This window comes from Pseudovibrio sp. W74 (genome assembly GCF_001623085.1).
In the GTDB taxonomy this organism is placed as follows: domain Bacteria; phylum Pseudomonadota; class Alphaproteobacteria; order Rhizobiales; family Stappiaceae; genus Pseudovibrio.
In genome coordinates, this window is the sequence record NZ_LMCJ01000017.1 from 294719 (window position 1) to 307275 (window position 12557).

Here is a 12557-nt window from a genome sequence, read left to right on the forward strand (position 1 = left end):
AACTATGCATCAGGAACAGGATAGAGTATCAGCCAACCGCCTTGGCTGTTTTCGCTGGGCGGTAAAGGAACCGGTTGAATGCGTCCTCCGGCATCATCTGGATCAAGCGACCAATCAGCGCCATCGCTGCAACGCAGAACACAAAGCGCCCAACCAGTGCGCCGGACCAGTGCGCGCCAAATGCCATCATCACCAGCGGATCCTCAATCAACCCATGGCAGATGCCCATGAAGGAGAGCGACAACACAACATCGCGAGAGGATAACTTGCCTTCCTGCGCTTCTTTGATGATGAGACCACCACCGTAAGAAAGCCCAAGCAAAACACCAACCATGGTGATCGGCGTTGCCGCCTTGCTGATGCCCATGAGGCGCAGCAATGGAGAGAGCAGCCAGCCAATCAGGTCGGTGATCTTCATCAGTTCCAGCAGTTTCAGGAAGATGATCAGCCCCATGATAATCCAGAACATGGTGAAGAGCAGAGACGCACTGGAATAGCCCCACTGCAACCATGTCTCTTCAATCGTTGGCGCGAAAGGTAGCCAGTCAAGCTGGATCGGCTGCTGCAGCCAGCCACCCGCAGAGTAAAACAGGTTCAACACCATGCCGTAGGTGATGCCCACCACGAAACGCAGGCTGGAGGAAAACACAAAGCTGATCCCGGCACGGCGGGAGATACTCTGCTCGAGTGGCAAAGCATGGGCGATCAGGACCACAGAAAGCAGCACGGTCACATCAGCAACACTCAGCGACACCAGTGGTAAAATCGTCAGCATGACAGCCACGGCAGAATAAGTGCTCACCAGCAAACCAACAGCAAGAACAAGCCCCGTCGCAGCAGGCAGTCCCATCAGGCCCATCAGCGGTTCAAGCGCAACGCCAAGATAATCAACCAGCCCTAATTCCATCAGAATGCGCACAAGGATCATCACGGGAACCATGGTCTTGACCATAATCCAGAACAGACCGACGGAGTCTTTTGCAATCTTTTGACAAGCGGCGGTGAAGCTTTTCATTTTTTGACAAACCAATGCTGCGCGCGCTTTGTCTTGCTCAAAGCACTGCGAGTGAACGGAGGTTGGGAAAATCAAAAGGGTCGGCCCTTGCTGCATTGCCCAGCAAAACTACTAGGATATTTCAGGTTTTAAGGAAATAGTATTTTACTCAACCCACCCACTTTAAATTCTCAAAGGAACGTTTGTGCGCGGGGGAAGACCTGTGCCGTTTCCGGCTTAGTCTTTCAGACAGACCAATACGAATTGTCTCGCTGTAACTCTTGCTTTTGTCACCTCCGGTTCTGCTTTGCTTAACTAATGAAAGACCTCTTCCTTTTGAGCTTGCCTGTTTTGCATTAGCGTTTTTTGAAAGAGCAAAAGCAGGTGAGAAAAATGGCCGGAAAAACCCTGAAAACCTTTAAGAACCTTTCTGATTTCCGCAGTGGCTTCTCTGATCTCAAACAGAAGATGGACCACAAACACGGCATTCACCTGCTGGACATTACCAAGTTTGACAAAGAGTTGGGCAATAAGACCTTCCTTGAAAAAAGTTATGAGGCAGCTGTTGAGGACTCCCCAAAAGTCTCCAAAATCTCTGAAGCGCACGGAAAGCTGACGCGGCTCAAAAACTCATTGGAGCGCGAAAGCAGCGGTTTTGAGGACCTCGACAAGCTTTACAACAAGCTGGTCACCCAGTTGAATGAGGCAAGCAAGAAAAACAAAGGCGACGTCAAAAAACTCAGTGAAGACAAAGAGTATGATGAAGCCCAAGCCAACCTCCTAAAGCTTGCCCCTCATTGGAAAAAAGCTAGCAAAAAACGGAATGACTTCCGGAAAGCCGAACGTGAACTCGCCGCCCTCGACAAAAAACTCACGGAAATCAAAGCCGAAGCCTCCAAGAAATGCCCTGTTGAAGTGAAACGAGACTCCAAGAAACTCCTCTTGCTTATCGCAGGCGACAAGGTGGTCGAATACTCTTTGAAACACACAAAGTAGGCTTCACCTCAGGCACTACTCCCCGGGTTACTTCAGCACAGGCCGCAAAAATTGGCGGTCATACCGGCGGATGCACTGTGTCTCTTCAGCATAGGCAAAGGCCTTCTGGCAGTCTTCATCTTCCATGCTGTCTTTGCGATACTACTCATAGGCTGCGAGCGATGGAAACGAGAACAAAGCCAACGCCAAATCATTCGCGCTTTCATGGGGCAGAAAATACCCGTGATGCTGGCCACCAAACTTCTCAACCAACGGAATCCAAAGCCGGGCATAATGCTCAAACTCAGCAACCTTTGCCGGGTTCAACTCATAATGCACATAACAAGTAATCATAGCCGCACGAGCCCCTTTAAATTTCAGCGATAATAAGAGGACGCAGTCTTATATCAGAGCGGGTATTCCGGCAAGGTTGTGCCTGAAGTTGTAATTTGCTTCTAACGAGATTTTAGCGCCGTCGCCATGTTGTGCCTCTCACTTTTTGTGGTATCCATGCCGTCGATTTTCGGCATGTCAGAAGCTCAGTAACGCTCATTTTGAAGCAACCAAAATTGGCGCATTCAAGAGCACTGGCTTTGTCGTAAACGTGAAGCGATCAAATCATAAGAAGTGTCACCCAAACAACGAAAGCTCTGCTTTATGAAAATGAAATCTGCGCCCCTCGTGCTGGCCTCAATCGCAATGCTCAGCCTTCTGGGCGCTTGTGGCTCAAGCGAACAAAGTAAGCGCGCCTTTATCTCTTTCAAAGCGTACGGGTCATGCTTGAAAGAGATCAAACCAAATGCACCTCAGGGGTTTCGTGCTGATGCTGGCCGTAGCGAAACATTTGAGTTTGATATCTATCGTCCAAAAGCAAAGTTAAGCTCTCGTGAGACAGCAAAAATGCGGGCTTGCTACAATCAGCGCAACAAGTGAGTGAGGATGCATCCAGAGCCCGCATAGGTAAAGTGGCATGGGTGTAACTTGGTGAGAGCATGAAGAAAGACTGCTTTGGGCTCTCACTCACGATTGTCATGCTTGCCTTTAAACTCTGACTTCAATAACTGGCAGATTTGAGTTGCGGCTTAATTCGGAACTCTCCAACAACGCCAAACTGAACAAAACAGCTTGGGTTGGCTGAAATTGATTCAGTTATTCACGGTTTTAGGCGGGCGTGGTCAAGTTCGCGTCGCCTCTCATAAAGTCAAAGCCTTTCAGCTCCTTACTCCATAAAAATGGCCAACAATGACTGCTTCTCATCCCCTATCTGACAGAGTTGTTACTCAGGTGTCATGAGCGCTGTGATGAATAAAACAGGGGCGTTTCTGACTTAGCGTTAGCCTGATCCCATTACAAAAGAAACCAGCAGAATGGGATGGACACTATGACTTCAGTTAGCTTGAGCAATTTTCAGAATATCGCGGTCGATTCAGCGCCTTCTCAAAAGCTGACGGTTGCGGATGGGAATGTGCAAACCCGTCAGGCAAGCACGTCTATACAGGGTCGTTTTGTCTCCTGGCTTGCTCTGCAGGGCAACCTAGATTCTCAAAAAGCAGCAGATCAGGGAGCGTTCCGGACTGCCCTTCAGGACAAGTATGGCGCAACCCTTGGAACACAAGCGTACGATCAGGCCTGCAACGCCTGCGGTTTCTCAGCTGGCCAAAACCACAGCCTGACATCAAGACAGGTCGTAACCGGTGTTCACTATGCAGACGAAAAATTGAATAGCGATCCACTCGCCGCGTTAATTTCCGATCACGAAGTAACAGCTGCAAAATATGCAGCGTCGAGTTCTAACGGCGCTATACAAGATGAGGAAACTGCAGCGTTTATTTCGAAAGTCGAAGCAAAAGCAGCAGAGCCGGAAAACCATGACGTGGCCTCTGTGCTTCCGGCAAACTTGCTGACTGGAGATTTCTCTGTCCCGGACATTGAGATCAGGCAGGCAGCCGTGGATACACTTGATGTGATCACCGAGTTCATCGCACAAAAGTACACCCCTGAGATTGCGGAGGTCGTGGAAGGCCGAGTTGTAGAAGCAGGATTGTTTGATGAGCTCCTTGCTGAACAGGTCGATCCAAACAACAGCGTTGAACTGCGCGAGACCATCAGTATCTTCATTGATGCGATCTGGGAAGAAGCAAAGAAAGTTCACATCGAGTCTATCCTGTAAATGATCAGGAAAAGCGCCGAACCTTAGTCGCCTGCCTTTGCTAAGCTCCTAAGCCAACAAAGCAAAAAAGAAGCGCCTGCTAGGTGGGCAGGCGCTTACAAACCCCGGGCAAGGGATAGTTTAACGATGACCGCTGCTCTTACTCGGCAGCTTGTTTAACTTCTAAAAGGCCAAAGAGATTGCGCGGATCAGCCGGTTCAGCAATGATCTCCAGCTCCTCAGTTGTTTCGTCCTGCTTCACAAGATCATAGATGTAGCGCAGGCCGGAAAAGTCCTCGATGGCAAAGCCAACAGAGTCGAACAAGGTAATATCGCGCTCGGTGGTGCGGCCCTCAGCAGCTCCTGTAATCACTTCCCAAAGCTCAACAACCGGATAGTCATCATCCAGCTGTTGGATCTCGCCTTCAACGCGGGTTTGCTCCGGGTATTCAACGAAAATCTTGGAGCGCAGCAAAATGTCCTTGTGCAGCTCGGTCTTGCCAGGGCAGTCGCCACCAATCGCGTTGATATGCACACCAGCCCCAACCATGTTGTCGGTCAGGATGGTGGCTTGCTGCTTATCCGCCGTCACCGTGGTGATGATATCCGCACCCGTGATCGCTTCTTCAGAGCTGCGGCAGATGGTGATGGTAAAGCCTTTACCATCAAGGTTCGCCGCACACTTCTCTGTCGCTTCCGCATCCGTATCAAACAGGCGCAAGTTGGTAATACCCATCACTGCCTTAAACGCCAGCGCCTGAAACTCGGACTGAGCCCCATTGCCGATGATCGCCATGGTTTTGGAATCTGCTCGCGCAAGATGCTTTGCCGCCATAACAGAGGTCGCAGCAGTACGCAGAGCAGTCAAAACAGTCATCTCGGAGAGGAAGAACGGATAGCCCGTGTCCACATCAGCAAGCATGCCAAACGCAGTCACTGTCTGCTTGCCTTCCTTGGTGTTCTTCGGATGACCGTTCACATATTTGAAGCTGTACAGCTCCCCGTCGCTGGTCGGCATCAGTTCGATAACGCCAACTTTGGAATGGCTCGCAACACGAGGTGTTTTGTCAAACAGAGACCAGCGGCGGTAATCTTCCTCCACATACTCGGTCATGCCTTTCAAAACAGTCTCGACACCGTGTTTGTTGACCAAATCCAAAATTTTAGAAACGCTTACGAACTGGACCATATGGGACTTCCTAAAGTTTTTATTATGTTGCTTGAGGTCAGGCGCGAGTTGGATGGTCCAGCACCTGCTTGCCAAACAAGCTGGAAACCAGATCTGCCATCAAAGTCGCTGTCCGGCCACGTACATCCAGGAATGGGTTCAGCTCAACCAGATCCACAGAGGTGACCAACTGACTGTCGCAGAGCATCTCCATAATCAGATGCGCTTCACGGAAGGTCGCACCGCCTGGAACAGTCGTGCCCACTGCTGGTGCAATGTCTGGGTCCAGAAAGTCCACATCAAAGCTCAGGTGCAGACGGCCATTGGCGGCCTTCACACGCTCCAGAAACTCATTGATTGGCTTGACTACACCGTTCTCATCAATCCGGCGCATGTCGTAGGTCTCAATGCCGGTTTTCTGCAGGGCAGCCCGCTCTGCATTGTCGACGGACCGCAAGCCCATCATGCAGATATTCTCTGGCTTGATCGTTGTGTTCAGCTCCGGATAATACCCCTCAAAACCGGAGAGACCACAAAAGTAAGCCGCGGGCGTGCCGTGCAGATTGCCGCTGGTCGTTGTGCTGAGATTATGGAAATCAGGATGCGCATCCAGCCAGAGCACAAACTGCTCTTCGCCAGCTTCTGCCGCCGCACGGGCAATACCGCTGACAGTTCCCGCTGCCATGGAGTGATCACCACCGAGGAAGACGGGCAGATGACCTTCACGAATTTCCGCTAAAGCAACGTCATGGAGCTTCTCAGTCCAGCTGATTGTCTCACTCAAATGGTGGACAGCGCTGTTGGAATGAACCCGATCCCGACTTGCCTCTGGTAAAATGTTGCCTCGGTCTATAACGGAGTAGCCCAGTGCTTCCAGGGAGTCTTGCAGTCCGGCAGTTCGCAGAGCATCCGGGCCCATCAAGCAGCCCTGAATGTTGGTTCCTGTCTGTACAGGTGCCCCGACGAGCACAACGGTATTCTTCATTCCCACTTCCCGATTAAATCCGATATGGGGTATTATCCTTGTGGAAGTGGCGGTAAAAAGCTGGCATTGTGATCAAAATGGTGGTCGCATTGGCCAGATTGGTAAGTAAGGTTACGCACTTTGGATGATATAGATCAAAAAATCATCGCGACACTACGTAGAAATGCGCGTGCGAGCGTTTCTGATCTAGCCCTTGAGCTGAAGATTTCTCGCTCGACTGTGCGCTCACGTATGGAGCGTTTGAAGTCCATCGGCGACATTCTCGGCTACACAGTCGTGCTGCGGGGCGATGTCTTTGAACAACCTGTTCGTGGCATTATGATGATCAAGATCGAAGGGAAGGGCACCCAGCGCATCGTCGATCATCTGAACAAGATGACCGAGGTCACTGCCTTGCACACAACAAACGGCAAGTGGGATCTGATCCTGGAACTGGGAACTGACACGCTGGTCCACTTCGATGATGTTCTGCGCCGTATCCGTCTGATTGACGGCATCTCAGCCAGTGAAACCAACCTGCTCCTCTCCACCAAACGCACCAACGAAGCCCGCCGCAACGTGATGCTGGATTAGGTCACTCAACGCTTGAGATGAAACCGCCAGCACAAGAAATCCACACTGGCGGTCGCTTAAGCTAACTAAGCTTTTGCGTGGAAGCCTTCCATGACAACCTTGCCAACCGCAGCGCCGGATTGAAGCCGGTCATGAGCCTTTGCCACATCTGTTATTGAGAACTCAGTCTCGTCCAGCAGAGGCGTGATCTTGCCATCGTCAACCAGCTTGGCAATCTGCTCCAAAATCTCACCATGCACACGCCGGCTCTTGCCCGTCACCATCGGGATTAACATGAGCACACTGTGGAAGCTGAGGCCTTTCAACGCCACCTGCAAAACATCTGCAATCGGCAGGATCGTAGCAACTGCGCCATTCATGCGAGCAGCTTCAAAGCTCTTCTGAATATGCTCTCCGGCAATGGTATCAAAGACAGCATCAAACCCTTCGCCTCCGGTGTGCTGAGCAACGTACTCGGCAACGGATGTCTCGTCCGCATTCACCACATGGTCTGCACCAAGCTTCTGAGCTGCTGTGAGTTTCTTGGAACGTGAAGTCGTTGTCACCTCACTCCCCAAAGCCTTGGCAAGCTGCACTGCAATGTGACCAACCCCACCGGTTGCACCATGCACCAGCACTTTATCGCCCGCTGAAATCCTCAGCTTCTGCACCAATGCTTCCCAAGCGGTGATGGAGACCAATGGCAGTGCCGCTGCCTGGCGCATGGTCAACGAAGTGGGCTTGTGGGCCATCAGGTCTGCATCAACCAGCATGTACTCACTCAGCGCACCATTAATGCCTGCTACACCACCAGCACAGCCATAAACCCGGTCTCCCACTTTAAACCGTGGAACGTCCGCACCAACCTCTTCTACAATACCTGCAACATCTCCGTGCAGAACCTGAGGCAGGTTTTCAGACCACGGTGTCTCTGTGGATCGCAACATTGTGTCCAGAGGGTTCACACTGGCCGCGCATACCTTCACGACCAGATGTCCGGCACAGACCGTTGGTTTTTCAATCTCAGCCAGCTCAAACACATCGCTCGCGCCCAGCCCGTTCAAAATCATCGCTTTCATGGGAAGCCTCATTTGTTATTCGTGAGGCAAACTTATTTTTGCAATTAGCGCAGAACAATACGGCAACAAACAAATCATTTATGCGTATAAAGCAATAATAGAAATTGAGGAGGATGCTGTCATGATGAAACGGATCGCTTATTTCAACGCGGTGATGGAAGCGCACAGCATCACGGAGGCCAGCCGCCGTTTTGACCTGCAGCCCTCCTCAATCTCTCGGCAAATTGTGAGCCTTGAGGAAGAGCTTGGCGTTCGGTTGCTGAACCGGAACACAAGAAAAATCTCACCAACTGAGGCTGGACTGCGCTTTTACAGCTACTCACGGCAAATCCTCTCGGACCTTGATGAAGCCAAACGCGCGATCAGTGATCTGCAACAGGAGCCTCAGGGCACCCTCACAATCAGCTCGACCGTTGGTTTTGGTGAAACCGTCATCCTGCCGCTTGTGCCAGAGTTTCTTGCGAACCATCCCAAACTGAACATCAAGGTGGAGCTCACTGAGCGTGTCGTGGACTTGATTGAGGAAGGCGTCGACGTTGCAATCCGAAGCGGAAAACTGTCAGATTCCTCACTCATTGCCCGGCATCTGCTGCCCAACAACTTCATCATTTGTGCCAGCCCAACCTATCTACAACGCGCAGGCACACCAGAAACCGCAGATGACCTTTCACATCACTGCTGCATCAAATACGGCTATGCGGGATGGGCCAACTGGTTTCAAATCTCGGAGAAAATTGAAAGGCTGACATTGGGCGATGCGCTTGAAACAAACAGCGTCAACGGACAAAAGCAGCTGATCCTCAATCATGGGGGACTGGCACTTATCCCTCACTGGGCCGTACGCCCCGAGCTTGATAAAGGCGATCTCGTTCAGGTGCTGCCCGATCTGACCTTCAGTCCCCACGGTCAGCAAACCTCGACCTATGCGATCTACCTGAAACGCGAACAGATTTCTCCCAAGATCAAGGTCTTCACCGACTTCATAATCAGGCAAATCAAAGCGTCGGATTAATACTGGAATTGACAAGAGAACGATGTTCACTTAGTTGAAGCAGCGATAACTCATCGAGGTGCCAAATGGACTTCATTCACTACACCCTGCAATGGTGCAAAGGCGAGATTCTGGAAGCGTCGCTCTTCGGCGCGTTTGGCTTGACATTATTGCTCTCAGGCATTGCCTTTGGCTGGTTTGGCACCACACCACATGCCAAGGCTATGATGATCCCGCTCATTGTGCTGGGTCTCATTGGTGTTTCAACAAGTGTCTTTGGTGTCGTCAGCAACACCCAGCGAATGACCACGTTTGCTGAGCAATACGAGACTGATCCTGCTGGCTTCATTGCAGAAGAAAAACAGCGCGTGGAAGGATTTGAGCAAATCTTCCGTATCACCTATCCGCTTGCAATTGCGTTTGCTCTGGGCGGTCTCGCGCTCTTCTTCCTGTCCAGCAACGCGCACCTTCAGGCAATTGGAATAGCGCTCATGATCCTCTCTGTGCAGACCCTCACCATCGACATGTTCGCCGCAGAGCGTGGTGAGATCTACTACAAGCACATCCTGCAAGCGCAAGTTTTGCTCGTAGGCGTACGCTAAAAGTCTTATTACATCCATTTACTAATCCCAAATACCTTCAAACCTGCGCTATCTATCACAAAGACAGAAGGAGTTTGCTTATCCTTTAACTTAGGGTGTGAAAGCTTTAATCCTCCAGCTCAACTGGACAGGGTGGAGCAATAATAAACCGGCAATGCTAGCTTCATTAAGCCCAATATGGAGCGCATAAATCCTTGCAACTGGCTTGGAGCAAGACTGATGATAAAATGAACTATCAAACAGGTATTACTGGTACGATCAGAGTATATGATGGGTCGATCACACTGCTGGCCCGCAAAAGACAACCAACTGTTGGCAAAGCTGGTGTCCATCCAGAGGGAAATGTCACTACGCAAGGCAAACTCTTGCTACATGCCGACTAGTTCTTCACCTTGCGTTCGGATTAGCAAAAATTGTGACGAGGATCAGCATAGTGTTTAATCGGCATAAACTAAGCTTCAGAACTAGAGATCGTCATAAAGCTACGTAGAAAAAACTACTTCATACAACAATCCCGTGATGGCAGCTGCCTAACGGATCAATGTCTTGAACTTGGCAAAAGCCATCTCAATTTATGACCGGCAATCTTGCTCCGCGAGAAGGAAAATTGGGCATACAAGCTATTACTTTTTTTGCCATTCTATGAATGTTGAAGGATTTAGAGGATTTCCAACGATATTGTTAATCAGATTTCCTGCCGTGTGATGCTTTACTATCTTTTTAAGACAAATATCTCCTTGGGCTTCCAATGCTTTCAATAAAGAGATCAAATTAGTGTTATAGCTCTTATGATAAGACCACCATGCACTATTATAAGACACTATATTTTTAGAGTACCTTCTACCAAATATTTCTTCTTCTTGCACCGTTGTTTTGATAGGTTGTGTAGTCATATTGTCTTTTATTTTGGCGAAAAACGCCCTGTCCATATTCTTCCGAGCTTCAACCAATGCAGGTAATAACTGCCAACCGACTGGTTCATTGTGGACGCAATAACAGTCATTTGTCTCGGTAATCATCTTTTTAAAGAATGAAGCAGGCAGCAGCGGGATCTGTTCGATTGAATGGTTAGAAAAGAAAAAAACGTTTTTGGATTTCAGCTCGTTTAAAAATGAGAAATCAGGTTCATAGTAGTTAAACGCAACGCTTTTAAAATTCATGTCCGGCTGTAGGCTGTGAATCAGGTCGGCGGCTTTACGACCTTGCTCGGTAAACTCTGCACCAATAAAAGTAACATTATCTCTATAATTAAAATCAAGTGCATGAAAGCAATGAAAGAGATTAGAACTAGAACCCGACCCTAATTCAACGACGACATCAACTTTTCCAGCTTCAATCAATTTTTTTGCAGAGCTAATTGCGCTCTGGAAACTAATAATCTGGTAGTTCTCTCCACATACACCAATGCGATAGGCTGTTTCGATTCCGTTGAATGGCAAATCTGCGTCCATGAAGTCTTTTCTTAACAATTCGCCAATAGCCGCATCTCCTAAAAGGCCCCATCTAGGTAGAGCCTCATATGCCTTGAGATAAAGCATCGCTAAAGAATTTGCTGCTCCATCGTGTGAACATCTATTAATTCGTCTAACTTCGGCGTCCCAAGTCTTTTTGTATTCGTCCTCAACACGGCTGACGCCCCTACTGCTGGGTGCTTCGTTTTGGCTTGGTACATTCAGAATAATACTACCGTGAATTGCAATTTCTCCGGTAGATTCTTCTAAATCTCCAAACTGTTTGCAATGGGCTTGCAATATTTTCTCAATCGCTGCATCTTCCAAGCTTGAATAACTCGCTGATGACAGTATCTCTCTAAGAAGACGGTGATTGCCAACACGATTAAGGTATTGAATTAGTAGACGCTTAATACGGATATCATCATCACTGTAACTATCAATGAATTTTGCCAATTTATACTTGAAATCCAAAATGTGTTGTTTTTTCCAAAGAAATAGAATTGTTCTGAATTTGGCTTCCCTAACACTATTGAGGAAGAGAAGATATTTTCCTTCAAGCGCAAAAATTTTCTCTTCATTTATTACACCAATTTCCAAATTATCTAATTCATTGATGTTTTCTACAATCTCAATTGGCAGTAATTCTTGATTCATTTTCGATGACCCTTTTATCTCGCCGAGGAGTTCAATCGTTCACTTGGATTATTTGTAAATAAACTTAAATATTTAGAATTTATTTCCCATAAAGTTCTGCTCTCAAAATTTCCTTCACTTTTGGCGAGCATCATTTGCTTGTATTTAAGATTCCCCGGCCTTCATTTCCACCCCGTTCAGTCTTTCAGCTTAAGGTTGGTCTACTTGGTCCAACTGGATTGAGCGTGCATATTGGGCAAGGCATCATCAATCAGACATAGCTACCTCGCATCTAATGGAAATGCCACCCTGCTGGGGGCCACGCATTTGACATGGGGAAACAACAACGCACAGCATTGTTGTTTATTGCAGCACAGGAGGAACACATGATTATAAGATTCAAAAGTCTTTTCTAGCATTGCGAGTTTGTCTGAAAGTTTGTCCCTTTACAACACGTTGTAACCAGCGAAAGCCAGCCTGATACATTAAAAACCCGCGTGTGCCACGCTGACATGGCGTGAAACACTCGATACGGTTCGTCTGGCTCAGAAGCTGAACTCTTCATTGGAAGTGGTTTGCATCGCTCCGCAAATATATTCATTTTTTGAATGGTTTACTATTCGCTGGTCGCTAAAGTTGTGACCAAAGGGCCGTCTAGTCATCGTTGATCACGTTCGTTTGCGGGTCTAGTTTCTTGCCCAATATGCAATTTGCTTCATAAGCAGAAAAGTTAACAACAGCATCTATACGGGCAGCATTCTTCACATGCCAAGCTGTTGGTTGATTGACTCCTAAAAATCTCTGACAGCCATACTGGAAGTAGTCCCACGTCGGACAGCGGTCCGTCCTTGGTCCTGAACAATCGAGTATTTTCACTTTAATTGCTTTGGGGATGGGAATGGACACCAAGCGGGCAAATACGCCGAAGAGATTAAACCAGCATCCGTAGAATGACTTTCGGACTGGGTGTTGTGT

At 48.7% G+C, this 12557-nt stretch carries 11 protein-coding genes and 1 pseudogene; 6 read left to right on the forward strand and 6 right to left on the reverse strand.

Features of this window, described 5'->3' with window-relative positions:
* Window positions 1–28 precede the first annotated feature (28 nt).
* A complete protein-coding gene (locus tag PsW74_RS12715; protein ID WP_208980852.1) occupies window positions 29–1015 on the reverse strand; it encodes a nucleoside recognition protein in 987 nt (328 codons plus the stop codon).
* Between the two features lie 372 nt (window positions 1016–1387).
* Here PsW74_RS12715 and PsW74_RS12720 point away from each other — a divergent pair, with 372 nt between their 5' ends.
* A complete protein-coding gene (locus tag PsW74_RS12720; RefSeq protein ID WP_063286562.1) occupies window positions 1388–1990 on the forward strand; it encodes a hypothetical protein in 603 nt (200 codons plus the stop codon).
* Window positions 1991–2017: 27 nt separating this feature from the next.
* Here PsW74_RS12720 and PsW74_RS12725 read toward each other — a convergent pair.
* Window positions 2018–2323: pseudogene (locus PsW74_RS12725) on the reverse strand (NIPSNAP family protein).
* 1027 nt (window positions 2324–3350) lie between these two features.
* Between PsW74_RS12725 and PsW74_RS12735 the strand changes: the two are divergent.
* Window positions 3351–4139 (forward strand): hypothetical protein, encoded by a 789-nt coding sequence (locus PsW74_RS12735; RefSeq protein ID WP_063286580.1) that lies wholly within the window; start codon window positions 3351–3353, stop codon window positions 4137–4139.
* A gap of 139 nt (window positions 4140–4278) precedes the next feature.
* On the opposite strand, the gene PsW74_RS12740 is transcribed toward PsW74_RS12735, so the two are convergent.
* Window positions 4279–5307 carry an ornithine cyclodeaminase gene (locus PsW74_RS12740; protein ID WP_063286564.1) on the reverse strand — a complete coding sequence of 343 codons (1029 nt, stop codon included), beginning with the start codon at window positions 5305–5307 and terminating at the stop codon, window positions 4279–4281.
* Between the two features lie 37 nt (window positions 5308–5344).
* Window positions 5345–6271: an arginase gene (rocF, locus tag PsW74_RS12745; protein WP_063286565.1), complete on the reverse strand. Its 927-nt coding sequence runs from the start codon at window positions 6269–6271 to the stop codon at window positions 5345–5347.
* A gap of 120 nt (window positions 6272–6391) precedes the next feature.
* Between rocF and PsW74_RS12750 the strand changes: the two genes are divergently transcribed.
* Window positions 6392–6844, forward strand: coding sequence for an Lrp/AsnC family transcriptional regulator (locus PsW74_RS12750; RefSeq protein WP_063286566.1), 453 nt, complete (start codon window positions 6392–6394; stop codon window positions 6842–6844).
* Between the two features lie 65 nt (window positions 6845–6909).
* On the opposite strand, the gene PsW74_RS12755 is transcribed toward PsW74_RS12750, so the two are convergent.
* Complete coding sequence (locus tag PsW74_RS12755; protein WP_063286567.1) at window positions 6910–7902, reverse strand: zinc-dependent alcohol dehydrogenase family protein; 993 nt, start codon at window positions 7900–7902, stop codon at window positions 6910–6912.
* A 121-nt stretch (window positions 7903–8023) separates the two neighbouring features.
* Between PsW74_RS12755 and PsW74_RS12760 the strand changes: the two genes are divergently transcribed.
* The 3 genes from PsW74_RS12760 to PsW74_RS29715 all read left to right on the forward strand — a co-directional run bounded on the left by PsW74_RS12760 (window position 8024) and on the right by PsW74_RS29715 (window position 9878).
* Window positions 8024–8914: a LysR family transcriptional regulator gene (locus PsW74_RS12760; protein ID WP_063286568.1), complete on the forward strand. Its 891-nt coding sequence runs from the start codon at window positions 8024–8026 to the stop codon at window positions 8912–8914.
* Between the two features lie 65 nt (window positions 8915–8979).
* Window positions 8980–9495: a hypothetical protein gene (locus tag PsW74_RS12765; protein ID WP_063286569.1), complete on the forward strand. Its 516-nt coding sequence runs from the start codon at window positions 8980–8982 to the stop codon at window positions 9493–9495.
* 227 nt (window positions 9496–9722) lie between these two features.
* Window positions 9723–9878 carry a hypothetical protein gene (locus tag PsW74_RS29715; protein ID WP_244271712.1) on the forward strand — a complete coding sequence of 52 codons (156 nt, stop codon included), beginning with the start codon at window positions 9723–9725 and terminating at the stop codon, window positions 9876–9878.
* Window positions 9879–10118: 240 nt separating this feature from the next.
* On the opposite strand, the gene PsW74_RS12770 is transcribed toward PsW74_RS29715, so the two are convergent.
* Window positions 10119–11603 (reverse strand): hypothetical protein, encoded by a 1485-nt coding sequence (locus tag PsW74_RS12770; protein ID WP_063286570.1) that lies wholly within the window; start codon window positions 11601–11603, stop codon window positions 10119–10121.
* Window positions 11604–12557: the final 954 nt, after the last annotated feature.